This window comes from Streptomyces sp. iso_384 (assembly GCF_056172905.1).
In genome coordinates this window covers 1413950-1436036 of record NZ_JBWBTT010000001.1, presented here as the reverse complement: position 1 = coordinate 1436036, position 22087 = coordinate 1413950, and the positions used below count along the sequence as shown (strand labels likewise).

Sequence of the window (22087 nt, the reverse complement as noted above, 5' to 3'; positions counted from 1 at the left end):
CACCCCCACACGCGCCCGGCCTGCAGATGTCGCCCGGCCTACAGGTGCGTCGGCTCGAACATCCGCAGCAGCGCCGGAAGCACGACGACCGAAGGCCCCGGGGCCGCCAGCGCCTTGCCCAGGTCGGCGGCGAGCGAATCCGGTGTCGTACGGACGGCCGGTACGCCGAAGGACTCGGCGAGCGCGACGAAGTCCGGGCGGGACAGCTCGGTGGCGGTGGCCTCGCCGAAGGCCCCCGTCATGTACTCGCGCAGGATGCCGTAGCCGCCGTCGTCGACGATCAGCCAGGTCAGCGGCAGGTCGTACTGACGCGCGGTGGCCAGCTCCGCGATGGAGTACATCGCGCCGCCGTCGCCGGAGACCGCGAGCACGGGCTTCGTCGGGTCGGCGGCGGCCGCGCCGACGGCCGCCGGGAAGGCGTAGCCGAGGCCGCCCGCGCCCTGGGCGGAGTGCATGGTGTTGGGGCGCCGGGCGTCGAAGGCGGACCAGGCCCAGTAGGCCAGGATCGTCATGTCCCAGAAGCTGGGCGCGGCATCGGGCAGCGCCTCGCGGACGGCGGCGAGGACCTGCTGCTCCAGGGTGAGTTCCTGGGCCTCGATCCGGACCCGTACCTTCTCCAGCACCGTGACCACGCGTTCGGCGGCGGCCGGGTCCTCGCGGCGCTCGACGGCCTCCAGGAGGTCGGCCAGCGCCTCGCGGGCGTCGGAGTGGATACCGAGGGCGGGGTGGTTGGACTCCAGCTTCCCGGCGTCCGCCTCGATCTGGACCACCCGGCCGCGCGGTCGGAAGGTGTGGTAGTTCGAGGAGAGCTCACCGAGCCCGGAGCCGACGACGAGCAGGACGTCCGCGTCCTCCAGGAAGTCGGTGGTGTGCCGGTCCTCCAGCCAGGACCGCAGCGACAACGGGTGCTCCCAGGGGAACGCGCCCTTGCCGCCGAAGGTGGTGACGACCGGCGCGTCGATCTTCTCGGCCAGCGCGAGGAGCTTGCCGGAGGCGTCGGAGCGTACGACTCCGCCGCCCGCGATGATCACGGGCCGCTCGGCGTTCGCCAGCAGATGCGCGGCGGCGATCGTCAGCTCGGGGCGCGGGTAGAGCTCGCGCGGGGTGGCGTCCATGACGCTGACGACCGGCAGTGTCGTCTCGGCCAGCAGCACGTCCTGCGGGATCTCCACCCAGACCGGCCCGTGCGGGGCGGTCAGCGCGGACTCCCAGGCGGCGGCGATCGCGGACGGGATCTGGGACGCGGTCCGCACGGTGTGGACGGACTTCACGATGTCGCGGACGGAGGCCTGCTGGTCGCGCAGTTCGTGGAGATAGCCGTGCCGCCCGCCGCCGAGTCCGGCCGTGGGGATCTGGCTGGAGATGGCGAGGACGGGGGCGGAGGCGGCGGCCGCCTCCTGGAGCGCGGCGAGCGAGGTGAGCGCACCGGGCCCGGTCGAGAGCAGGAGCGGGGCGACCTCCCCCGTGATCCGGCCGTACGCGTCGGCGGCGAAGCCCGCGTTGTTCTCGACGCGGAGTCCGACGTACGAGAGGGAGGAACGGCGCAGCGCGTCGAACATGCCGAGCGCGTGCTGGCCGGGCAGCCCGAAGACGGTGGTCGCGCCGAGGCCCTGGAGGGACTCGACGACGAGGTCGCCGCCGTTGCGGCCGGCCGGCGGGTTCAGTACGGCGGCGGCCTGGGCGGCGGTGAGCTGCGGCCGGTCGTCGTGGTCGTGGCTCACTTGGCGACCTCGGCTTCCTTTGCTTCCTTCTGCGCGGCGATCTGCCGGGACATGATCGTCGTCAGCTCGTACGCGGCGTGGGAGGCGGCCACGGAGGTGATCTCGGCGTGGTCGTACGCGGGGGCGACCTCGACCAGGTCGGCGGAGACGAGGTGGCAGGAGGAGAGCCCGCGCAGGATCTCCAGCAGCTCGCGGGAGGTGAGACCGCCGGCCTCGGGGGTGCCGGTGCCGGGGGCGTGCGCCGGGTCCAGGACGTCGATGTCGATGGAGATGTACAGCGGCCGGTCGCCGATGCGCTGACGGAGCTGGTCGGCGATCTCGTCGACGCCGCGCCGCATGACGTCGGCGGAGGTGACGATGCCGAAGCCCATCTTCTCGTCGTCGGTCAGGTCCTGCTTGCCGTAGAGCGGGCCGCGGGTGCCGACGTGGGAGAGGGCTGAGGTGTCGAGGATGCCCTCCTCGACGGCCCGCCGGAACGGGGTGCCGTGGGTGTACTCCGCGCCGAAGTAGGTGTCCCAGGTGTCCAGGTGCGCGTCGAAGTGGAGCAGGGCGACAGGCCCGTGCTTCTTGGCGACGGAGCGCAGGAGGGGCAGGGCGATGGTGTGGTCGCCGCCGAGGGTCATCAGGCGTGCGCCGGTGCCCAGGAGGTCGTCGGCCGCGCCCTCGATGGTCTCGACGGCCTCGTTGATGTTGAACGGGTTCGCCGCGATGTCGCCGGCGTCGGCGACCTGGGCGAGGGCGAACGGGGAGGCGTCCTGGGCCGGGTTGTACGGCCGCAGCAGCCGGGACGCCTCACGGATGGCGTTGCCGCCGAAGCGGGCGCCGGGCCGGTAGGAGACCCCGGTGTCGAAGGGCACGCCGACGACGGCGACATCGGTCCGGCCGACCTCGTCGAGCCGGGGCAGCCGGGCGAACGTCGCGGGCCCGGCGTACCGCGGGACGCGGGAGGAGTCGATGGGGCCGCGCGGCGAATCGGTGCTGCTCATGAGGGGTGTGCCTTTCCTTCGGTTTCTTACGGTGTCAAGTGTGCGGGCTCCGGCGGCCAAACCCAGCCCGTCCGGCGATTGAGGACGTCCATCCCCAGCCCGCCCGGCGATTGAGGGCATCTTTGAGCTCAGCCAAACTCAGCCAGTCCGGCGATTGAGGACATCGGTGGGCTCGGCCGGATCCGGCGCAAGGGTTCCGTCCTCGAACGCCGGACGGGCTGGATGGCCCGCCAACCGCTCGCGCCACGCGTCCAGCACGGCCGCATCCGTAGGCGGCGTGGCCAGCGACACGACCACGTACACGGCCAGCGACGCCAGCAGCCCGTAGTAGATCGGCTGATTGGCGAGGATCCCGTAGTGCCACATCAGCCCGACCACCGCGACACCCCCCACGCACACCGCCGACAGCGCCCCTGCCGCCGTACCGCGCCGCCACAGCAGCCCGCCGATGATCGGCACGAGCAGTCCGCCGACCAGCAGGTTGTACGCGACGGTCAGCGCCTGCACCACATCGTTCAGCGCGATGGCGATCAGGATGACCGCGACGCCCATGATCAGGATGAACGCCCGGTTCCCCTTGACCTCGTCGTGCGGCTCGTCGCCACCTCCGCCCCGGCCGACGGCCCCGCGCAACCGGGACCAGATGTCGTTGTTGGCGACCGTGGCGCAGGCGATCAGCGCGCCCGAGGAGGTCGACATCACGGCGGCCAGCGCCGCGGCGAGCACCAGCCCGCGCACGCCCACCGGCAGCTCGTCCTTGACGATCGTCGCGAAGGCCGCGTCCGCACTGGCCAGGTTCGGGTACATCACCTTGGCGGCGGTGCCGATGACCGCCCCGGCGATGGCGTAGACGAGACAGTACGTACCCGCGACCGTCCCGCCCCAGCGCGCCGTCGTGTCACTGCGCGCGGTGAAGACGCGCTGCCAGATGTCCTGCCCGATGAGCATGCCGAAGGTGTAGATCAGCACGTACGTGAAGATCGTCTCGCCGCCGATGCCGAGCGGGTCGAAGTACTCGGTCGGCAGCTGGGCCTTCATCTCGCTGAAGCCGCCCGCCTTGACGACGGCGATCGGCAGCAGGAGCAGCAGCACCCCGATGGTCTTGACGACGAACTGGACCATGTCGGTGAGCGTGATCGACCACATGCCGCCGAGCGTCGAGTACGCGACGACGATCGCTCCGCCGAGGACGATCGCGACGGTGCGGTTCACGTCGAAGAGGACGTCGAAGATGGTGGCGTACGCGATGGTCGAGGTGACCGCGAGCATCAGGGTGTACGCCCACATCACGACGCCGGAGATGATCCCGGCCCGACCGCCGTAGCGCAGGTCGAGCATTTCGGAGACGGTGTAGACCTTCAGCCGGGCGATCCGCGCCGAGAAGAAGACGGAGAGCGCGAGGAGCCCGAGGCCGATGGTGAAGACCATCCACGCGCCGGAGAGGCCGTACTGGTAGCCGAGCCCGACACCGCCGATGGTGGACGCGCCGCCGAGGACGATCGCGGCCATGGTGCCGGAGTACATGCCCGGTCCGAGGCGGCGTCCGGCGACCAGGAATTCACTCTTGGACTTGGCGCGGCGCATGCCCCACCAGCCCATGGCGAGCATGCCGGCCAGGTAGACGACGATCACGGCGTAGTCGACAGCCATGGGCTTCCCTCCGTCTCGCGCAAACAGATGTGCGTGCGAGGAAGACGGTAGGTGGCCGAAAGCCGACGCTGAAGTGTACGTTTCCTCCATTTCCTACGCACGGAATGGATGAACCATCCATGCCAACCCCGACCTCGCCCCCACCTCCGGCCTCACCCTCGGCCTCACCCTCACCGCCCGGCCCGCCGACCCCGCCCATCCCGCTGGCGGAACTCCTGTCCAGGGAGGAGCTGGGCCTGCGCCGGATCGCGGGCCCGGCCGACGCCGATCTGCTCTGGGTGCACACCTCGGAGATGGCGGACCCGTATCCGTACCTCCTCGGCGGCGAGCTGCTGCTGAGCGCCGGGGTGCTACTGACGGACCCGGACCACTACGTCGGCCGGCTGGTGGAGGCGGGGGCGGCGGCGCTGGGCTTCGGGGTGCGCCCGGTGCACGAGACGGTGCCGGCCGCGCTGATCGAGGCGTGCGACCGGTACGGCCTGCCGCTGCTGGAGGTGCCGCCCGAGACCCCGTTCACCACGATCGCGCGGGCGGTGTGGCGGCTGATGGCCGAGGCACGCCACCGCGAGCTGCGCCGGGTGACCCGCGCCCAGCAGGCCCTGGCGACGGCCGCGGCCCGCCCCGACCCCGTACCGGCGGTGCTCCACCAGCTCGCGGCGCAGCTCGGCGGCCGGGCGGCCCTGCTGACGGCGCGGGGCGAGGAGCTCCACGCGGCGGGCCGCGCCCCGGGCGAGGAGACCCCCACGGCGGGCCGCCGACCGTCCGAGGGGACCTCCGCGGCGGGCCGCCACCCCGCACCGCGGACGGCGGCGGCCCTGACCCGGCTGGCCCGGGTGGTGGCCCGCGAACGCCCCGGCGCCCCCACCTCGGCCACCGACACACACGGCGACACACACCTGGCCGCGTACGCGCTGGGCGGCGCCGAAGGCCTGGTCCTGGCACTCGCGACCCGGCGGCGGGAGCCCGGCGACCACACGGTGGCGGGCATCGCGGTGGTCCTCCTCTCCCTCCTGGCCGCCCCGCACCAGGGCGCGGACGCGGCGGGCCGTTCGGCGGCCCTGGTCCGCATGCTCCTGGGCGCCTCCCCCGCCGAGGTGGCCCCGCTCCTCGGCGCCACCGGCCCCTGGACGGTGATCCACGCCCGCCGTACGAACGGCGCCCCGGCGGACGCCCTGACCGCCGGTGCCCTGGGCGCGTCGCTGGGCACGGCCCTGGTCGACGCGGGACGCGGGGACGGCGAGCCGGTACGGGTACTGCTGCCGAGCGCCCCAGGAACGAATCCGGTTCCGCCCCCCGCCAAGCCCGACACGCATGCACGCACCGCCACGGCTACCGCCACCGCCCCCGAACCGGCCCGGGTCACCCCGCAGCCGGGCTGGACGCTCGGCGCATCCGCCCCCACCCCCGTCACCGCTCTCGACGCCGCCGACCACCTGGCCGCCCGCGCCCTGGCCCACGCACAGGCGACCCGGGCCACGCTGACGACGGACGCGCCCGCGAGCGGCCTCGCCGCCCTGGTCCCGCCCGAACAGGCGGCCGCGCACGCCCGCGCCCTCCTCGCCCCGCTCACCGCGCCGCTGGCCGACACCCTGCGCTGCTGGCTCTCGCTCCACGGCAACTGGGATCGTACGGCGGTGGCCCTGGCCGTCCACCGCAACACCGTGCGCCAACGCATCGGGCGGTGCGGGGAGTTGCTGGGCATGGACCTGGACGACATGGACGTACGGACGGAGCTGTGGTTCGCCCTGCGACAGGGCTGAAACCGCAGGACACAGGGGCCCTTCGACCGCTCTCCGCGCCCGCCGATGAGTTTCCGCGTCCGCCCACGTCCTACTGGTGAACACCACGGTGAGGGAAGGAAAGGAAGGGAATCGACGATGGACAAGCAATTCACCGCGACCTTGCGGAAGAGTCCGAGCAAGGGCGGCTGGACCTACGTCGTGTGGCCCGAATCGGCAGAGTTCTTCGGCACCCGTGGCCTGGTGAAGGTCCGGGGCACCATCGACGGCCATCCGTTCCGGAGCTCGTTCATGGCCCTGGGCGACGGTACGCACAAGCTGCCGGTGAAGGCGGACGTACGCAAGGCGATCGGCAAGGAGGAGGGGGACAGCGTGACGGTCCACCTGGAGGAGCGCATCGCCGGATGACCAGGGGCGGACCAGGGCGCTGGACTCCGCGCCGGGCGGCGACGCGAGCGCGAGCGCTGTGGCCGTCCTGGCTCCGGCCGCCAACGAGGCGGCCGTGGCGTTCTACCGATCGGCCGGATTCACCGTCGTACGCGACAACCGCGACAACCGCGACTGGCCGCGCCCCGGCCGGGCGTTGAACACCGCGCATCAATTCAGTTGTCGACGCGCTCCCCGCCATCGATTCTGAACTCCGGACAATTCAGGAGGCCACGATGGGGCTCACGCTGTTCCCCGGAGACGACGATGTGACCAGCCCGGACATATCCTGGTCCTACACCGGATTCAACATGTTCAGGGAGTGGCTGGCAAAGGCCGAGGGGTTCACCCTTTCCGAGATGCACGGATTCGACGGAGACCGCCCGTGGAGCAGCGTCACCACAACGCTGGCACCGCTGCTCAACCATCCGGATGACGATGGCCCGGACCTCACGCCCGCTCAATGCGCTTTCATGCTGCCCCGGTTGGAGGCAATCGCCGACGAGCAGCGGCACGACGCCGGCGATCCAGTTCTCGAACGACGCATCGATGACACCCGCCAATTGGTCGCCGTCATGAGGTTCTGTCTGACCAAGGACGTCGCGATCATCTTCGGCTGATAAAGCTCACCGCCCGCCGTCTACGCTTTACCGCCATGGGCATATGCATGGACGTGCTGATCGTCGACTGGGACCACCTCATGTCGGTACCGGAGGATCAGCACTACGCAGTGCTGTACGAGGCCACCGACTCGGTGGACGAGGAGTGGTGGGCCGGCGGGCCGGACCAGCCGCCGTCCGTCGAGCCCCAGTGGTTCTGGCCCGCCCCGCCGGCCGCCGGCTGGTTCGGGAAGTTCGACTTCGGGGCTGTCGGCTCCTCGTACAAGGATCACTTCTGGGCGAGTGAACGGTGGGAGGAGATCCGGGCGTTCGTCGAGCCGGGGCTGCGGTCGGGCGTGGACCGGTTCATCGATCCTCTGTTCTGGGGCGGGCTTGCGTACATGCCCGATCAAGAGGGCGTCCGGGAGGCGTCGGCGCTCGCGGCGGTGGACGAGGCCCCTGCGTACGCCAACCATCTGTTGTGGTGCCGGCCGTCCACCGTCTCCTCGCTCAAGGTTCTCTGGGATTCCGTCGGCCCTGAACTGGACCTGATGCGTGGCCCGTTCGAGCAGCACTCCCGTGCCGACTTCGGGCGGATCAATGACTTCGACGCCTTCGCCGGGCTGATCCGAGGGTGGGGTCACGTCATCGGGCAGGCCGAGCTGCGTGGTTGGGGTGTCGTCGGGTTGCGCTGTTGAGGGCGGGCGGGCGTGGAACGGCGCCCGGCGTGAGCGGGTGTGTTCGGGGCTGCTCCTTTTGTCCGTCGGTGGCTCACCTACTAAAGGGCTGTCCCGTAAATGATCTCTGACGGACGGGAACGTGGGAGGCGATCAATCCGGCCGCTTATCTAGCCGGAGAGGTTGAGGTTGTGCAGCCGGGCGATGCCGAGCATGGCGTGGTGGACACCATCGCCTTTGAGGCGGCAGTCACGGAGGATCTTCCAGTTCTTCATGCGGGCGAAGACGTGCTCGACCCAGGCGCGGACCTGCTTGTGGGATTTGTTGTGGGCCTCCTTCCAGTCGGGCAGCGCCTCGGCTTTGCGGCGCCGGTGAGGCATCACGAGTCCGGTGCCCGGATAGCCGCCGTCGGCGATGGTGATGGTCGTGCCAACGGCAGCCTTGGCCCCTGACTCCTCCCATGCCTTGCAGTCATTGCGGTTGCCGGGTACTGGGCGGCCCACCAAGACGACGTGGCGAGTGTCAGCGTCGATGACGACCTGGTGGTTGGTGGAGTACCGATAGTTCTTGGACCGCTCGGCGATGGTGTGGTCTCTGGTGGGCACGAGTGTCCCGTCCACGATCAGTACGGTGCCCTTGTCGAAAGACCTGCGTGGCCGGAGCGCGATCATCGGCCCGAGATGGTCGATGATCCGGTCTGCTGCGGACTTCGACACACCGAAGAGCAGTGCGAGTCGCCGCATCGTCAAGTTTGTTCGCCAGTAAGCCGCGACCAGCAACGTCCGGTCCTCCAGAGGCAGGCTCCACGGCCGCCCTCTACCGACGGCGTCCGCACCCTCGCGCCGCAGAACCGTCACCAGCTTGCCGAAGGAACGCTGGCTCAGCCCGGTGAACGGGGCTATCCGGGACGGCTGCGATGCCGTAATCACACCAGTCACAACTGGATCATCCCAGTTGCCGCTGCCGCCCCATGCCCTCGATTCTGCGTGAGGGGGTTCGTCCTCTCCGAGATGCGAGGACTTCGGCACCGAAAGCCTGGCGCACCGATGAGTTTCCTGCACTGCGGGGGTCCTATTGGCAGCAACGCACACCACAGCAGTACGGCCCCTACGTGAACCGGAGAGACGAACATGGCAACAGCGCGAGAGCAGTCGGCCGGAGCCGAGGCCCGAGTCACCTCCGCCGACGGCACCGAGATCGCATTCGAGCAGTCGGGCCGCGGGCCGGCCGTCGTCCTGGTTGCCTCGGCACTGGCAGACCGCTCGGACACAGCCAAACTCGCGACTCTCCTCGCCCACCACTTCACTGTGATCAACTACGACCGGCGCGGACGCGGTGCCAGCGGGGACGCCGCTACTTACGCCCCCGACCGCGAGATTGAAGACATCGCCGCGTTGGTCGAACACGTCGGCGGTTCGGCGTCGCTGTTCGGCTCGTCCTCCGGAGCGGTCCTCGCCCTGCGCGCGGCCGCGGCCGGAGTCAACGTCGACCGCCTGGCTCTGTACGAGCCGCCGTTCGTAGTCGGCGAAGGCGACGACGGACCGCCTAAGGACCTCGCGCAGCAGATCACCGCGTTGCTTGCGGAGGGCCGGCACAGCGACGCGGTCAAGTACTTCATGACCAGGGTGCAGGGCATGCCCGGCATCGCCGTGTTCTTCATGAAGCTCATGCCGAAGATGTGGGCAAACCTCACCAAGTTGGCCAGCACTCTCCCCTATGACATCGCGGTCATGGGCGATACTCAGCAAGGCAAGCCGCTCGATGCCGAGGAGTGGAAAGGGGTGGCCCTACCCACCCGCGTGCTGACCGGTGGCAAGAGTCCAGCCGCATTCCAGCGCGCCGCCCTCGCCGTCACCGAGATCCTGCCGCAGGCCGACCACCGCACTCTGCCCGGACTCAACCATGGCGCCGTCGTCATGGCTCCAAAGAAGATCGCCCCGCAGATCATCGAGTTCATCAAGGGATGAGCTTGTCGTTCGAGCGGTTCGGCGGCGCTTGGCACCCCTTCTGGCACGCGAAGCGGAGCACGCCCCATCCCCAACTGACCGCCGAGCCCCGAACGACCACGACTTGCGGGACAGCCTTTAGGCGCTCACGTAGGAGCCCCTCAGCCCGGCCGGCTGCCGAAGCGGACCGGGGACGGCTTCGCGCCCAGGCTTGCCTCGCCGAAGGAGACGCTGCCCTTCGTCACCGGGCCCGAGCGGCTGCCCTTGAGGACCTCGATGTACTCCGTGCCCGATGACGCCTGGTACCTGGAACTGGATCTCGTGGCCGGGCAGCGGATGCTCGTGACCGCGATCGTCCCCGACGAGGATCCGGCGCGGGAACCCACGGTGTGCTTCAACCCCGAGGCCGGGCACGCCGACGTCCCGTACGAGGTCATGCGCTGGTTCATGCGCCAGGTCGATGAAGAGATCCGTACCTCCCGTGCCTGGATGCGGCTGAGACCGGAGCTCGTCGAGATCATCCAGCGGCTCCGCCAGGAGCACATGGGCGCCATCGACGACGAGAGCTTTCCCCGGGTTCTGGCGGACGTGCGCACCACGGTCTCCGAGGAAGACCTCCCCGCCGTTCTGGAGGCGGCCTTCGGGCGGAAGCCTGACGGCACCACCATGGGCACCACCACGGACACGGGCACTGCTCACGGGCTCGCTGGGTTTCCCGTCCCAGCTGGGCGCACACCCCGTACCGGCGGGTGAGATCCATCCGGCCCGCCCTCTGTTCCGCCTTGCGCGCGGGGCCGCCGCGACCGCCTCCTTCTTGCGCTATCGGCAAGTCCATATGCGCCTTGCGCAATCCAGTCGTACGCTCGACAGCATGGCTCACGACGCGCACACCACGGCCCCCGCCCACCGTCACGATCACAGCCACACCCACGGCAACGGCAACGGCAACGGTCACAGCAACACTCACGACAACGCCCACGGACATGGCCACAGCCACACCCACGGCTCCGACGCGACGCCCAACGGTCTGCCCGAGATCCTCGACCTCGACGCCGCCCTCTTCGCGCCCCGTCTGACCGCGCTCACCGGGCGTATCGCCTGTCTGGCCGGTGACGACGTCCGGCACATCGTCGACCTCGGCTCGGGCACCGGGACCGGCACCTTCGCCCTGCTGGAGCAGTTCCCGACCGCCCGCGTGACCGCCGTCGACAGTTCGCCCGCCATGCTGGAGCGGCTCACCTCCGCGGCCCGTGACCGGGGTCTGGGCGACCGTGTGCGCACACTGGAGGCCGACGCCGGTGCGGGGCTGCCCGGGGTCGTCGACGCCGACCTCGTCTGGGCGTCGGCGTCCCTGCACCACCTGGACGACCCCGCGACCGCACTCGCGGGTATCCGCGCCGCGCTGCGTCCCGGAGGGCTGCTGGCCGTCGCCGAGGTGGACGGGATGCCGAAGTTCCTTCCCGAGGACGGCCCGTGGGGTGAGCTGGAGGCTCGTTGCCGCGAGGCCCTCGACGGTCTGCATGCCGAGCGGATGCCGCACCGCGGTGCCGACTGGGGCTCTCTCCTCGCCGCCGCCGGCCTCTCCGTCGAGCAGGAGCGCGCCGAGCGGTGGGAGCTGCGCGCCCCGCTGCCCGAGGGGGCGGGGCGGTACGCCTTCCTCGTCTTCGAGCGGATCCGCGGCACCCTCGACGGGTACGTCGGTGCCGAGGATCTGGCCGCGCTCGACCGGCTCGTCGGCGTCGGGCCCGAGGACGTACGCCACCGCGACGACCTCGTCGTACGGTCCACGCGCGAGACGTGGATGGCCCGCCGCCCCGCCTGAGAACCTTCCACGTCGTTCGCGTGCGTCAGCGTGTGGCCGACCTCGCGGTCCGCTCGATCTTCGCGCGGTGGGCCGCGCGGGCTTCCTCGTCGATCGGCCGCTCCTGTTCGGCGCGCAGCCCGGTCCGGCCGTCTATGCCCTCGCGCAGGATGTCGGCTTGCCCGGTGTGCCGGATGGTCTCGCCCAGGACATGGACCAGGACGGCGAACAGGTTCGTGTGGGTATAAGGCTCCGGCCACCACGGCACATGACCGGGGGCGTCGAGGGAAAGCTCGTCGATCGTCGCGTCCGAGTGTTCCCACGTACGCCGGTAGAAAACGATGATCTCTTCGCGGGTCTCGTCCTCCGCCGCCCACTGGTCGCTGCCGTCGGAGTCCTGCCACCGGCACAGCGGTTCCGGGGAAGGCCGGTCGAAGACCTCGCCGAAGTACCTGGCCTCGACGGAGGCCACGTGTTTGACCAGGCCGAGGAGGTTGGTCCCGGTCGCCGTCAAGGGTCGGCGGACGTCGTACTCGGACAGGCCGTCGAGTTTCCAGAGCAGCGCCTGGCGGTCCCGCCGCAGTCTCCCGTGCAGGTTGTCCTTCGCGAAGTCATCGATCATGCGGCGCGAGCCTATCTGTCGAGCCGGTCGGTGAGGGGCGGTGAGGGCAGCCCCGCCAGCGCGACCAACGGGACCACCAGTCGTTCCCGGGTACGTGGCCGCAGGAATCGGCCCACCAACAGGTCGCCGACCAGCATGCGGCTGACGGCTGGTGTCTGATGGCTATCGGCACGCTGTTCGGGGTGCCGTCGGACAGCCCCTAACTGGTCGCCGCGACGACCGTACCCGCCGAGATCGCCGCCACCGTCCGCATCACCGCCGCGTTCACCGCCTCCGCGCCCCAGCTGCTCTGCTCCAGCTCCTTCGCCCGCTTGTAGACCTGGCCGGACCACGGGATGGAGCGGTGCAGGGTCGGCAGCGTGCCGCTCGCGGAGAGCAGTCCCGTCAGAGCCGCCGTACGGTCGTCGGGTTCCGCGCCGTCGATCAGGACGGCCCGGACCTTCTCCACCAGCGCCTTCTTGTACCCGGTGTCCGCGACCGTCGTCGACGTCGTACGGAACAGGCCCAGCGTCTTCTTGGTCTCCTGGCGCAGCATGCCCCGCTCCACGAGCCGGTCGAGCACCGTCTCCCGCTTCACCACCCCCGTACCGATCTCGATCAGCAGGGTCTGTACGCCGCGCACCCGCTCACCGACCTTCGCCTGAGCGGCCCGGAGCAGCGGATCCGACGGCGTACGGCTGCTGACGGCGTGGACCTTCACGCCGTTCAGTCCCTGGTCGTTCTCGTCGGCCGCGATGTGACCGCCGAGGCCCAGCTCCACGAGGACCGCGCCGCCCAGGGTGTAGTACAGCGTGCCCTCCCCCGCGATGGCCCCGGACTTGTCGTCCATCATCAGCAGCGTCAGGTCTTCGACGATGAGCAGATCGTGCTCGTTGTACTCGATGTGCTCGTTCTCGTTCCGCTTCTGCATGGTCCGTTTCCAACCGTCGGGTTCGGCAACGCGGGCTTTCGTTCACGCTAGGCCCGGAAGGGCGCGGAGAGCCCTGCGTCCTGTCACCACTGTTCATGACAGACGTCATGTCCGGCTCCACGACAAGGCCGCCCGGCCTCGCGGCCGCGCCGATAGCATCCAGTTGCAACCCACATGGCCGAGACAGCTGGTCGAGACGGCCGACCGATACGGCCGAGAAGGAGCGACGCGTGCGATTCGCCCTGGAAGCACTGTTCGCCGACGTGCCCGCCGAGCAGATCGCCGAAGCCCGCGCCTTCTACCGGTCGAGAGTCGCAGGCCGTGGTCCCGCCACCTTCGAGGAGCTGGAAGGGGCGCGGGCGAAGAAGCCCGCACCCCGCGCCGTCGTTCCCCCGGCCGTCGAAGAGACCGTCGAGGCCGCCGGAGTACGCGTCCCGGTCCGGATCTTCCTGCCTGCCGACGGTCCGCCCCGGGGCGTCTGCCTGGACATCCACGGCGGCGGCTTCTACCTCGGCACCTCCGCCCAGGACGACGCACGCCACCGCGCGCTCGCGGACGCCCTCCGGATCGCCGTCATCGGCGTCGACCACCGGCTCGCGCCCGAGCACCCCTGGCCCGCCGCCCCCGACGACTGCGAAGCGGTGGCGCTCTGGCTCGTCGAGGAGGCCGAGGCCCGCTTCGGGACATCACGGCTGGCGATCGGCGGAAGCTCGGCAGGAGCGACCCTCGCCCTGGCGACCCTGCTCCGGCTGCGGGACCGGGGCGTCGCCGACCGGTTCACCGGGGCCGCGCTCCGCTTCGGCACCTGGGACCTGAGCGCGCGGACCCCGAGCGGCCGCCTCATCGCGGACGAGTACTTCATCCAGGCGTACGTCGGCCACGTGCCGGAACGCGACCGCACCCTTCCCGACATCTCGCCCCTCTACGCCGACCTGAGCGGCCTTCCTCCGGCGCTGCTGGTCGTCGGCGGCGACGACATCCTGCTGGAGGACAACCTGACCATGGCCGGGCGGCTGTCGGCGGCCGGCAACGACGTCGAACTGCGCGTCTACCCCGCAGCGCCCCACGGCTTCACCGGCCACCCCACCGCCCTGGCCGCCACCGCGATCGACGGCGTCAACTCCTGGCTGCGCGACCGGATCAGCGGTCGCCCCTGACCCTGGCGTGCAGATGCATGTCGGGCCGGCCGTCGTCGTGCACGGCCGCGTTGCGCTTGGTGCCCTCCAGCCGGTAGCCGGCCTCGGTCGCGACCCTGCACGAGGCGGCGTTGCGCGTCGAGTGGTCCAACTCCAGGCGGTGGAAGCCGATGTCGTCCAGGGCCCACGCGCTGAGCACCACGAGCGCCCGGGTGGCCACCCCCGCTCCACGGGCGGCCGGGAGCACCCAGTACGCGGCGTTCGGCACGCCGTCGTCGAAGTTCAGGCGGCGCAGCGCCATGCGGCCGAGCACGTCACCGTCCTCGCGTACGACGGCGAAGTGGCAGCCCTTCTCGCGCTCCCAGTCCTGGCGGTACCCGTCGAACCACGCCTCCACCTGGGCCACGGTCGAAGGGCGGCGCGTGTGCCAGCGCCGGGTCTCCTCGTCCTGGTACACGGAGAGGAAAGCCGCCGCGTCGGCCCGTTCCCAGGGGCGCAGCAGCAGACCGTCGCCCGCCGGGAGCACGGGTTGCGGGGCGTCGGAGAGGCAGCCGGATGCCATGGCGGGAGGCGTCGACAACGTACGGATCACGGCTCATGGTCACCCGGCGGCGAGCCCGCGCGTCAAGGCCGTTCCCTCACGCTCTCTACGCTCGGGGACATGAACAGCTTCTACGGCGGTGACGGCCGCTGTCTGGAGATGACCAACGGCGGCACCGCCGTGTTCGTGGACGTACTGATGCTCTCCGTGTCCACGCTGGCCCGTGAGCCCTGGGACTTCCGCTTCGCCGCCCTGCTGACGCTCCAGGACCAGAGCATGACGGGGCGCGGGGTCGTCGGCTTCGACCTGGCGGACCTCTCCTGGGGTGACACGCCGCAGGAGCGGTCCGCGGCGAAGGACTTCGTGCTGCGCGTCCTCGATCTGGTGCTCACCCGCCACCGGTGGGAGGAGCTGACGTACGAGCCGTCCCGGGCGGAGGGCTGTCTGCGTACGTACCGGGCGATGGTGGAGGCGTTCGACCCCGCGACCGCGAAGGCCGGTGCGGACGTCCTGCCCGGGCCGCAGAACGCCGCGATGGCCTCGTGCGTACGTCACCGGGTGCTGGGCGGGCTGCCGTTCTGGGATGTGTGCGTGTTCTGCTCGGCCGGAGTCTGAAGCACCGTGCGACGCGTGGCCGGGCCGGGCCGGTCACCCCGGCCACCCCGGTCACCCGTCCACACGGCTCAGGCGCAGCCGCTGCGGCGGACGGCTCAGGCGGTCCGAAAGATCTGACAGGACCGGCAGGTCTGCCGGCTCCTCCGCCGTGAACCAGACCACCACATCCTCGCCGGTCCGCACCGGCAGAGCCGGAAAGGTGTTCTCCGCGTGCTCGGTACGCAGGATCTCCGGCGGCACCGCCCCGGCCGGCAGCTCCACGCTCAGCCGCCGCTCGACCTGGTCCGCGAAGGCCGCCGGGCCGAGCGGGTGGCAGATGGTCGCGACGACCACCCGGGCCCCGGCCGGATCGGGCACCGCCGGGCCGCGCAGCAGCAGTACGTCGTCCGAGTCCACCATCGTCGCGTTGGCCGCGTCCCGGTGCGCGCGCCAGACCGGGCCGCCGTAGAAGGCGTGCAGCGCACGAGCGCGTTCCGCCATGCCGGGGAAGCTGCGCAGCCAGACGAAGCGGTCCGGGTCGTCCAGGTCCCGGAACCGGCCGCCGACGCGGATACCCGCCTCCTCCTGACCGGTCACGAACTCCCGCTCGAACAGCTCGATCAGGGTGTCCCGGGCCCCGGGATGCAGCGTGTACTGCCGGAGTTCGACGACGGACGAACGGTGCTCGGTCAGAGCCGTGTAGTTCATGGCCGCAGGCTAGAACCGACCCCCTGACACCTTCTGTCAGTGGATCTCCCCCCACCCGGGCATAATCCCCGCCATGCGCGCCGGACGGCTCATCTCCTTCCTCCTGCTGCTCCAGAACCGGGGCCGTATGACAGCCCACGAACTGGCCGAGGAGCTGGAGGTGTCGGTCAGGACCGTCTACCGCGATGTCGAGGCCCTCGGCGCGGCCGGCATCCCGCTGTACGGCGACGCCGGGCACGGCGGCGGCTACCGCCTCCTCGACGGCTACCGCACCCGGCTGACCGGGCTCACCACCGACGAGGCCCGGGCCGTCTTCCTAGCCGGGCTCCCCGGCCCCGCCGCCGAACTCGGTCTCGGCGAGGTGCTGGCCGGGGCCCAGCTCAAGCTGCGGGCCGCCCTCCCCGACGGGCTGCGGGAGCAGGCGGTACGCGTCCAGGAGCGGTTCCACCTCGACGCACCGGGCTGGTACGGGAACGCGGACGAGACGCCCCACCTGACCGCCGTCGCCGCCGCCGTCTGGAACCGGTACGCGATACGCGTCCGCTACCGCCGCTGGAAGGCCCCCACCGAGGTCGAACGCCGCCTGGAACCGTACGGGCTGGTCCTCAAGGCCGGACGCTGGTACCTGGTCGCGGCTGCGGACGGCGGCTCCCCGCGCACGTACCGGGTCGACCAGATCCTCGAACTCCACACCCTGGACGAGCCGTTCGAGCCGCCCATCGCCTTCGACCTGGCCGCCTACTGGGGCGACCACCTCACCGGCTTCCATGCCCGGCTGCACACGGGCGAGGCCGTCGTACGCCTGTCGCCGCGCGGCGTCGCCCGGGTCCGCGAGCGGCTGGGCCAGGTGACGGACAGGGCTGTCACCGAGACCGGGACGGCCGAGGCGGACGGCTGGATCCGGGCCACCATCCCCATCGAGTCGCTCGACCACGCCCATGCGGAGTTCCTGAAGCTGGCCGCCGATCTGGAGGTAGTCGAACCCGCCGAACTACGCGACCGCCTCGCCGCCACCGCCCGCGAACTGGCCGCCCTCTACGGCACGGAGGCAGCCCCCGTACCGCGGCCTCAGGGCCGCAGCCGGACCATCCCCGGGCCGGACGGATGATCGGGCTCGAAGGCGTCCGGAATGCCCAGCCTCAGGCCACGGCTCCGGGCGACCCGGTGCACGTCCCGCAGCGAGTGCGCCAGTGCGGCGGCGACATGGCGGAGCTGTACGGTCGTGGACCCGTCGTCCGCGACCATGTCGTCCGCGACCATGTCGTCCGCGTGGTCGAGGAGTTCGTACGCCATGCCGAGCTGCATGGCCTCGACCTTGTCGGCCTCACGCGAGACCTTGCCTTCGCCGTTGCCGACGACGTAACACGGCCTGCCCGTCGTTCCGGTCCAGGGGAGCAGGCGGACGGTGTCCAGCGGTTGTTCCTTCATGAGGGCGTCAACTCCGTGAGCGGTGGGGGTGAATTCTTCGCTGCGTAGCGATCCACTCACAGCGTGCGAGCGGCGCGGCTAGGCTCGCCAGAGGGTTTGTGGTGACACCGCGTTCGTCGCACGGGAGTTGGCTGTGAGTAACACCTATGGCACATGGTTGAAGGCGCAGCGCGAAGCGGCCGGCCTGACGCAGCAGCAGCTCGCGGACCTGGCGTTGATGACGCGGTCGCACATCTCGCACATCGAGGCGGGGCGTCGCATGCCGAGCGAGGAGGATGCCCGGCGGCTCGACATGGCCCTGGGGACGGGCGATGTGCTGACCACCTTCCGGCCTGGCGCGGACAATGAAGTACTAGCGAATTACTTCGCACCTGTACAACACCTTGAGCAGCAAGCGACGGTGATCCGAGAGTTCGCGCCCTCGTTGGTTCCGGGAATCCTTCAGACCGAGGCGTATGCACGAGCGGTTCTCGGCAGGGCGTTTCCCTCGATGAGCCCTGCCGAACGTGACAGGGCGGTTGTCGCACGCCTGAAACGCGCCCAGATCCTCGAGAACCCGGCAACACCAGTGGTCTGGGCAGTGCTCGACGAGGCAGTGCTACGACGCCCGGTCGGCGGTGCCGCAGCCATGGCCGAGCAGATCGACCACATCGTCGCTCTGACGGAATCGGAACGCATCCGTACGCATGTACTTCCGCTGGGACTCGGATACCACCCGTTGCTGGACGGGATGCTGACGTTGATGTGGTTCGACGACCAGCCTCCGGTCGCCTACAGCGAAGGGCTGCGGATGGGGAAGCTGCACGATTCGCCGTCCGTGGTCGAGGCGTTCCAGGGCAACTACACTCTCGGCCTGAGCGACGCGCTGCCGCTGAAGGAGTCTCTGGCAGCGATGAAGGCGACATCGAAGGGCTTCAGAGACCATGGCTAGCGAAACCGTCCCGATGACGCCGCTCCTCGACAACTGGCGCAAGTCGTCCTACAGCAACGGTGACAGCGGCAGCTGCCTGGAGGTCCAGGACCACCACCCCACCGCCGTCCCCGTCCGCGACTCCAAGGTCCCCGGTGGGCCCGCCCTGCTCATCCCCGCCGCCGGGTGGGCCTCCTTCGTGGACGCGGTCAAGCGCGGGGCCCTCTCCGCCTGATCCGCAAGACGGAAGACAGGCGGAGAGGGCCCGACGCCTCACTCCCCCACGTACTCCGCCAGGTGCTCGCCCGTCAGGGTCGAGCGGGCCGCGACCAGGTCGGCCGGGGTGCCCTCGAAGACGATCTTGCCGCCGTCGTGGCCCGCGCCGGGGCCGAGGTCGATGATCCAGTCGGCGTGGGCCATGACCGCCTGGTGGTGCTCGATGACGATCACCGACTTTCCGGAGTCGACCAGGCGGTCCAGCAGGCCGAGCAACTGCTCCACGTCCGCGAGGTGCAGGCCGGTGGTCGGCTCGTCGAGGACGTAGACGCCGCCCTTGTCGGCCATGTGCGTGGCCAGCTTCAGGCGTTGGCGTTCGCCGCCGGACAGGGTGGTGAGCGGCTGGCCGAGGCTGAGGTAGCCGAGGCCGACGTCCGCGAGGCGGTCGAGGATCTTGTGGGCCGCCGGGAGGGCCGCCTCGCCGGAGCCGAAGAACTCCTCGGCCTCGGTGACCGACATCGCGAGGACCTCGCTGATGTCGCGGCCGCCGAGGTGGTAGTCCAGGACCGACGGCTGGAACCGCTTGCCCTCGCAGTCCTCGCAGGGGCTGGAGACGCTGGCCATCATGCCGAGGTCGGTGAAGATGACGCCCGCGCCGTTGCAGGTGGGGCAGGCGCCCTCGGAGTTGGCGCTGAACAGGGCGGGCTTCACGCCGTTGGCCTTGGCGAAGGCCTTGCGGATCGGCTCCAGGAGGCCCGTGTACGTGGCCGGGTTGCTGCGGCGGGAACCCTTGATGGGGCTCTGGTCGACCGAGATGACGTTCTCGCCCGCCGGGATCGAGCCGTGGACGAGCGAGCTCTTTCCGGAGCCGGCGACACCGGTGATGACGGTGAGGACGCCGAGCGGGATGTCGACGTCGACGTTCTGGAGGTTGTGCGAGGTCGCGCCGCGGATCTCCAGCGCGCCGGTGGACTTGCGCACCTCGTCCTTGAGGGCGGCCCGGTCGTCGAGGTGGCGGCCGGTGACGGTGTCGGAGGAGCGGAGGCCGTCCAGGGTGCCTTCGAAACAGACGGTGCCGCCCGCCGTACCGGCCCCGGGGCCGAGGTCGACCACGTGGTCGGCGATGGCGATGGCCTCCGGCTTGTGCTCCACGACCAGGACCGTGTTGCCCTTGTCGCGCAGGCGCAGCAGGAGGTCGTTCATGCGCTGGATGTCGTGCGGGTGGAGGCCGATGGTGGGCTCGTCGAAGACGTAGGTGACGTCGGTGAGCGAGGAGCCGAGGTGGCGGATCATCTTGACCCGCTGGGCCTCGCCGCCGGACAGGGTGCCGGAGGGGCGGTCCAGGGCGAGGTAGCCGAGGCCGATCTCCACGAAGGAGTCCAGGGTCTGCTGGAGGGCTTCGAGGAGCGGCGCGACCGAGGGTTCGTCCAGGCCGCGGACCCATTCCGCGAGGTCCCGGATCTCCATCGAGCAGGCGTCGGCGATGGAGATCTCCTTGATCTTCGAGGAGCGGGCGCCCTCGGTGAGCCGGGTGCCCTCGCACTCGGGGCAGGTGGCGAAGGTGACCGCGCGGTCGACGAACTCCCGGATGTGGGGCTGCATCGCCTCGCGGTCCTTGGACAGGAACGACTTCTGGATCTTGGGGATCAGTCCTTCGAAGGTGAGGGTGGAGCCCTCGACCTTCACCTTGGTCGGCTCCTTGTGGAGGAAGTCCTGCATCTCCCGCTTGGTGAACTTGGCGATCGGCTTGTTCGGGTCGAGGAAGCCCGACTCGGCGTAGATCCGTACGGTCCACCAGCTGTCCGACTTCCAGCCGGGGATGGTGAACGCGCCCTCGGCGATCGACTTGGAGTCGTCGTAGAGCTGGGTGAGGTCGATGTCGGAGACCGTGCCCCGGCCCTCGCAGCGCGGACACATGCCGCCGGTGCGGCTGAAGGTCGCCTTCTCCGCTTTCTTGTTGCCGCGTTGGACGGTGATCGCGCCACTGGCCGTCACCGAGGGGACGTTGAAGGCGAACGCGCCGGGCGGGCCGATGTGCGGCTTGCCGAGCCGGCTGAAGAGGATGCGGAGCATGGCGTTGGCGTCGGTGGCGGTGCCGACGGTGGAGCGGGGATCGCTGCCCATGCGCTGCTGGTCGACGATGATCGCGGTCGTCAGGCCGTCGAGCACGTCGACGTCGGGGCGTGCCTGGGTGGGCATGAAGCCCTGGACGAAGGCGGGGTAGGTCTCGTTGATCAGCCGCTGGGACTCGGCGGCGATGGTGCTGAAGACCAGTGAGCTCTTGCCCGAGCCGGAGACACCGGTGAACACCGTCAGCCGGCGCTTCGGCAGCTCGATGCTGACGTCCTTCAGGTTGTTCTCCCGCGCACCGTGCACGCGGATCAGGTCGTGGCTGTCGGCAGCGTGCGGCGCGGGCGGCTGCTGGGTCTTCGTTCGCGGAGCCATGCTCGTCGTCTCTCCAAAACTGGCCGTTGCTGGTGCGCGGAGCCTGCTGTCCGTGCATGGGGGCCGGGGCCCGACGTGCCGGGCTCCGGCCCCTGGGGGCGGGGGCGGGTGTTACTTCTTGGCCTGGGTGATGCGCAGCATGTTGCCGGAGGGGTCGCGGAAGGCGCAGTCGCGGACGCCGTACGGCTGGTCGATCGGCTCCTGGAGCACCTCGCCGCCCGCCGCGCGGACCTTCTCGAAGGCCGCGTCCACATCGTCCGAGGAGAGGATGACGCCGCGCAGCATGCCCTTGGCGAGCAGCTCGGCCATGGTCTGGCGGTCGGCGGCCGGGGCGTTCGGGTCGGCGAGCGGGGGCTCCAGGACGATCTCCACGTCCGGCTGGGCGGGAGACCCGACGGTCACCCAGCGCATGCCTTCGAATCCGACATCGTTGCGTACCTCCATTCCCAGGGCGTCGCGGTAGAAGGCGAGCGCCTTGTCGTGGTCGTCGACGGCGATGAAGCACTGCGAGAGCTTGATGTCCATGGATTTCACGCTACGGGCGGGGCCTCCGATCCGCTTCTCCATTCCTGACCGGTCGCGTGAGCATCTTGGCGACGCAGGCGGGGATGGTCTCCCCGGCGTCGTGGGGGCGGGCCCGGTAGGCGCTCGGGGTCTCGCCGACCAGCTCCGTGAAGCGGGAGCTGAAGGAGCCCAGCGACGTACAGCCGACGGCGAAGCAGACGTCCGTGACCGACAGGTCGCCCCGGCGCAGCAGGGCCTTGGCCCGCTCGATGCGGCGGGTCATGAGGTAGCTGTACGGCGTCTCGCCGAAGGCAGCGCGGAAGCTGCGGGAGAAGTGGCCGGGGGACATCAGCGCGTCGCGGGCCAGCGCGGGGACGTCGAGCGGCTCGGCGTACTCGCGGTCCATGCGGTCGCGGGCCCGGCGCAGCCGGACCAGGTCCTCCAGCCTCACTCCCCCACCGTCCTCCCGCCGACTTCGCCGTCTCCCCTCGATACTCCCCCACTCCACTGACAATCGGGCCGCCCCTT

Annotated in this window: 24 protein-coding genes; 12 read left to right on the top strand and 12 right to left on the bottom strand. The window is 70.4% G+C overall.

Annotated features, from left to right (window positions below; genetic code table 11):
* Positions 1 to 38: 38 nt before the first annotated feature.
* The 3 genes from AC0VY3_RS06410 to AC0VY3_RS06400 form a co-directional block, all read right to left on the bottom strand.
* Positions 39 to 1721, bottom strand: a complete 1683-nt coding sequence (locus AC0VY3_RS06410; RefSeq protein WP_475549171.1) for a thiamine pyrophosphate-binding protein — start codon at positions 1719 to 1721, stop codon at positions 39 to 41.
* On the bottom strand, positions 1718 to 2707 hold the full coding sequence (gene speB, locus AC0VY3_RS06405) for an agmatinase (protein WP_103507337.1): 990 nt from the start codon (positions 2705 to 2707) through the stop codon (positions 1718 to 1720). The genes AC0VY3_RS06410 and speB overlap by 4 nt, the downstream gene beginning before the upstream one ends.
* A 138-nt stretch (positions 2708 to 2845) precedes the next feature.
* Complete coding sequence (locus tag AC0VY3_RS06400; RefSeq protein WP_475549170.1) at positions 2846 to 4357, bottom strand: sodium:solute symporter family protein; 1512 nt, start codon at positions 4355 to 4357, stop codon at positions 2846 to 2848.
* Positions 4358 to 4461: 104 nt separating this feature from the next.
* Between AC0VY3_RS06400 and AC0VY3_RS06395 the strand changes: the two genes are divergently transcribed.
* The 4 genes from AC0VY3_RS06395 to AC0VY3_RS06380 all read left to right on the top strand — a co-directional run bounded on the left by AC0VY3_RS06395 (position 4462) and on the right by AC0VY3_RS06380 (position 7819).
* On the top strand, positions 4462 to 6117 hold the full coding sequence (locus AC0VY3_RS06395) for a PucR family transcriptional regulator (protein WP_475549169.1): 1656 nt from the start codon (positions 4462 to 4464) through the stop codon (positions 6115 to 6117).
* Between the two features lie 117 nt (positions 6118 to 6234).
* Positions 6235 to 6504: a DUF1905 domain-containing protein gene (locus AC0VY3_RS06390; RefSeq protein WP_457656713.1), complete on the top strand. Its 270-nt coding sequence runs from the start codon at positions 6235 to 6237 to the stop codon at positions 6502 to 6504.
* 254 nt (positions 6505 to 6758) lie between these two features.
* The gene (locus tag AC0VY3_RS06385; protein WP_103512446.1) at positions 6759 to 7142 is read left to right on the top strand and encodes a hypothetical protein; all 384 of its coding nucleotides are present in this window, start codon (positions 6759 to 6761) and stop codon (positions 7140 to 7142) included.
* A gap of 35 nt (positions 7143 to 7177) precedes the next feature.
* A complete protein-coding gene (locus tag AC0VY3_RS06380; RefSeq protein WP_103512445.1) occupies positions 7178 to 7819 on the top strand; it encodes a hypothetical protein in 642 nt (213 codons plus the stop codon).
* Positions 7820 to 7968: 149 nt separating this feature from the next.
* On the opposite strand, the gene AC0VY3_RS06375 is transcribed toward AC0VY3_RS06380, so the two are convergent.
* Positions 7969 to 8736 (bottom strand): transposase, encoded by a 768-nt coding sequence (locus tag AC0VY3_RS06375; RefSeq protein ID WP_475549168.1) that lies wholly within the window; start codon positions 8734 to 8736, stop codon positions 7969 to 7971.
* A gap of 192 nt (positions 8737 to 8928) precedes the next feature.
* Here AC0VY3_RS06375 and AC0VY3_RS06370 point away from each other — a divergent pair, with 192 nt between their 5' ends.
* The 3 genes from AC0VY3_RS06370 to AC0VY3_RS06360 all read left to right on the top strand — a co-directional run bounded on the left by AC0VY3_RS06370 (position 8929) and on the right by AC0VY3_RS06360 (position 11566).
* Positions 8929 to 9765, top strand: a complete 837-nt coding sequence (locus tag AC0VY3_RS06370) for an alpha/beta fold hydrolase (RefSeq protein ID WP_103512443.1) — start codon at positions 8929 to 8931, stop codon at positions 9763 to 9765.
* 255 nt (positions 9766 to 10020) lie between these two features.
* Positions 10021 to 10497, top strand: coding sequence for a hypothetical protein (locus AC0VY3_RS06365; RefSeq protein ID WP_258047363.1), 477 nt, complete (start codon positions 10021 to 10023; stop codon positions 10495 to 10497).
* Positions 10498 to 10615: 118 nt separating this feature from the next.
* Positions 10616 to 11566: a class I SAM-dependent methyltransferase gene (locus tag AC0VY3_RS06360; RefSeq protein ID WP_475549167.1), complete on the top strand. Its 951-nt coding sequence runs from the start codon at positions 10616 to 10618 to the stop codon at positions 11564 to 11566.
* A 25-nt stretch (positions 11567 to 11591) separates the two neighbouring features.
* Here AC0VY3_RS06360 and AC0VY3_RS06355 read toward each other — a convergent pair whose 3' ends face one another.
* A complete protein-coding gene (locus AC0VY3_RS06355; RefSeq protein ID WP_475549166.1) occupies positions 11592 to 12167 on the bottom strand; it encodes a DinB family protein in 576 nt (191 codons plus the stop codon).
* Positions 12168 to 12366: 199 nt separating this feature from the next.
* Positions 12367 to 13077: a GOLPH3/VPS74 family protein gene (locus AC0VY3_RS06350; RefSeq protein WP_475549165.1), complete on the bottom strand. Its 711-nt coding sequence runs from the start codon at positions 13075 to 13077 to the stop codon at positions 12367 to 12369.
* A 230-nt stretch (positions 13078 to 13307) separates the two neighbouring features.
* On the opposite strand from AC0VY3_RS06350, the gene AC0VY3_RS06345 reads away from it, so the two are divergent.
* Entirely contained in the window at positions 13308 to 14234 is a 927-nt protein-coding gene (locus AC0VY3_RS06345; protein ID WP_475549164.1) for an alpha/beta hydrolase, read from the top strand.
* Here the strand turns inward: AC0VY3_RS06345 and AC0VY3_RS06340 are convergent.
* The gene (locus AC0VY3_RS06340) at positions 14218 to 14805 is read right to left on the bottom strand and encodes a GNAT family N-acetyltransferase (protein ID WP_475549163.1); all 588 of its coding nucleotides are present in this window, start codon (positions 14803 to 14805) and stop codon (positions 14218 to 14220) included. The two genes, AC0VY3_RS06345 and AC0VY3_RS06340, sit on opposite strands and share 17 nt — an antisense overlap.
* Positions 14806 to 14874: 69 nt before the next feature.
* Between AC0VY3_RS06340 and AC0VY3_RS06335 the strand changes: the two genes are divergently transcribed.
* Positions 14875 to 15369 (top strand): hypothetical protein, encoded by a 495-nt coding sequence (locus AC0VY3_RS06335; RefSeq protein WP_475549162.1) that lies wholly within the window; start codon positions 14875 to 14877, stop codon positions 15367 to 15369.
* Between the two features lie 51 nt (positions 15370 to 15420).
* Here AC0VY3_RS06335 and AC0VY3_RS06330 read toward each other — a convergent pair whose 3' ends face one another.
* Positions 15421 to 16056, bottom strand: a complete 636-nt coding sequence (locus tag AC0VY3_RS06330) for an NIPSNAP family protein (protein WP_475549161.1) — start codon at positions 16054 to 16056, stop codon at positions 15421 to 15423.
* Between the two features lie 73 nt (positions 16057 to 16129).
* Here AC0VY3_RS06330 and AC0VY3_RS06325 point away from each other — a divergent pair, with 73 nt between their 5' ends.
* The gene (locus AC0VY3_RS06325) at positions 16130 to 17164 is read left to right on the top strand and encodes a helix-turn-helix transcriptional regulator (RefSeq protein WP_475549160.1); all 1035 of its coding nucleotides are present in this window, start codon (positions 16130 to 16132) and stop codon (positions 17162 to 17164) included.
* Here the strand turns inward: AC0VY3_RS06325 and AC0VY3_RS06320 are convergent.
* The gene (locus AC0VY3_RS06320; protein ID WP_475549159.1) at positions 17125 to 17484 is read right to left on the bottom strand and encodes a hypothetical protein; all 360 of its coding nucleotides are present in this window, start codon (positions 17482 to 17484) and stop codon (positions 17125 to 17127) included. The genes AC0VY3_RS06325 and AC0VY3_RS06320 overlap by 40 nt on opposite strands.
* A 133-nt stretch (positions 17485 to 17617) precedes the next feature.
* Between AC0VY3_RS06320 and AC0VY3_RS06315 the strand changes: the two genes are divergently transcribed.
* Together AC0VY3_RS06315 and AC0VY3_RS06310 are read left to right on the top strand one after the other, a co-directional pair.
* Positions 17618 to 18415 carry a helix-turn-helix domain-containing protein gene (locus AC0VY3_RS06315; RefSeq protein ID WP_475549158.1) on the top strand — a complete coding sequence of 266 codons (798 nt, stop codon included), beginning with the start codon at positions 17618 to 17620 and terminating at the stop codon, positions 18413 to 18415.
* On the top strand, positions 18408 to 18629 hold the full coding sequence (locus AC0VY3_RS06310; protein WP_475549157.1) for a DUF397 domain-containing protein: 222 nt from the start codon (positions 18408 to 18410) through the stop codon (positions 18627 to 18629). The genes AC0VY3_RS06315 and AC0VY3_RS06310 overlap by 8 nt, the downstream gene beginning before the upstream one ends.
* 38 nt (positions 18630 to 18667) lie before the next feature.
* Here the strand turns inward: AC0VY3_RS06310 and AC0VY3_RS06305 are convergent, their stop codons facing one another.
* The 3 genes from AC0VY3_RS06305 to AC0VY3_RS06295 form a co-directional block, all read right to left on the bottom strand.
* Positions 18668 to 21055: an ATP-binding cassette domain-containing protein gene (locus tag AC0VY3_RS06305; protein WP_475549156.1), complete on the bottom strand. Its 2388-nt coding sequence runs from the start codon at positions 21053 to 21055 to the stop codon at positions 18668 to 18670.
* 111 nt (positions 21056 to 21166) lie between these two features.
* Positions 21167 to 21580 carry a VOC family protein gene (locus tag AC0VY3_RS06300; RefSeq protein WP_030085396.1) on the bottom strand — a complete coding sequence of 138 codons (414 nt, stop codon included), beginning with the start codon at positions 21578 to 21580 and terminating at the stop codon, positions 21167 to 21169.
* A gap of 10 nt (positions 21581 to 21590) precedes the next feature.
* Complete coding sequence (locus tag AC0VY3_RS06295) at positions 21591 to 22010, bottom strand: helix-turn-helix transcriptional regulator (protein WP_030085393.1); 420 nt, start codon at positions 22008 to 22010, stop codon at positions 21591 to 21593.
* Positions 22011 to 22087 lie beyond the last annotated feature (77 nt).

Bases quoted from the DNA above. Each gene is read 5' to 3' on its own strand.
- speB (WP_103507337.1), bottom strand. From the start codon at position 2,707: ATGAGCAGCACCGATTCGCCGCGCGGCCCCATCGACTCCTCCCGCGTC.
- AC0VY3_RS06400 (WP_475549170.1), bottom strand. From the start codon at position 4,357: ATGGCTGTCGACTACGCCGTGATCGTCGTCTACCTGGCCGGCATGCTC.
- AC0VY3_RS06395 (WP_475549169.1), top strand. From the start codon at position 4,462: ATGGATGAACCATCCATGCCAACCCCGACCTCGCCCCCACCTCCGGCC.
- AC0VY3_RS06390 (WP_457656713.1), top strand. From the start codon at position 6,235: ATGGACAAGCAATTCACCGCGACCTTGCGGAAGAGTCCGAGCAAGGGC.
- AC0VY3_RS06385 (WP_103512446.1), top strand. From the start codon at position 6,759: ATGGGGCTCACGCTGTTCCCCGGAGACGACGATGTGACCAGCCCGGAC.
- AC0VY3_RS06380 (WP_103512445.1), top strand. From the start codon at position 7,178: ATGGGCATATGCATGGACGTGCTGATCGTCGACTGGGACCACCTCATG.
- AC0VY3_RS06370 (WP_103512443.1), top strand. From the start codon at position 8,929: ATGGCAACAGCGCGAGAGCAGTCGGCCGGAGCCGAGGCCCGAGTCACC.
- AC0VY3_RS06365 (WP_258047363.1), top strand. From the start codon at position 10,021: ATGTACTCCGTGCCCGATGACGCCTGGTACCTGGAACTGGATCTCGTG.
- AC0VY3_RS06360 (WP_475549167.1), top strand. From the start codon at position 10,616: ATGGCTCACGACGCGCACACCACGGCCCCCGCCCACCGTCACGATCAC.
- AC0VY3_RS06355 (WP_475549166.1), bottom strand. From the start codon at position 12,167: ATGATCGATGACTTCGCGAAGGACAACCTGCACGGGAGACTGCGGCGG.
- AC0VY3_RS06350 (WP_475549165.1), bottom strand. From the start codon at position 13,077: ATGCAGAAGCGGAACGAGAACGAGCACATCGAGTACAACGAGCACGAT.
- AC0VY3_RS06335 (WP_475549162.1), top strand. From the start codon at position 14,875: ATGAACAGCTTCTACGGCGGTGACGGCCGCTGTCTGGAGATGACCAAC.
- AC0VY3_RS06330 (WP_475549161.1), bottom strand. From the start codon at position 16,056: ATGAACTACACGGCTCTGACCGAGCACCGTTCGTCCGTCGTCGAACTC.
- AC0VY3_RS06325 (WP_475549160.1), top strand. From the start codon at position 16,130: ATGCGCGCCGGACGGCTCATCTCCTTCCTCCTGCTGCTCCAGAACCGG.
- AC0VY3_RS06320 (WP_475549159.1), bottom strand. From the start codon at position 17,484: ATGAAGGAACAACCGCTGGACACCGTCCGCCTGCTCCCCTGGACCGGA.
- AC0VY3_RS06310 (WP_475549157.1), top strand. From the start codon at position 18,408: ATGGCTAGCGAAACCGTCCCGATGACGCCGCTCCTCGACAACTGGCGC.
- AC0VY3_RS06305 (WP_475549156.1), bottom strand. From the start codon at position 21,055: ATGGCTCCGCGAACGAAGACCCAGCAGCCGCCCGCGCCGCACGCTGCC.
- AC0VY3_RS06300 (WP_030085396.1), bottom strand. From the start codon at position 21,580: ATGGACATCAAGCTCTCGCAGTGCTTCATCGCCGTCGACGACCACGAC.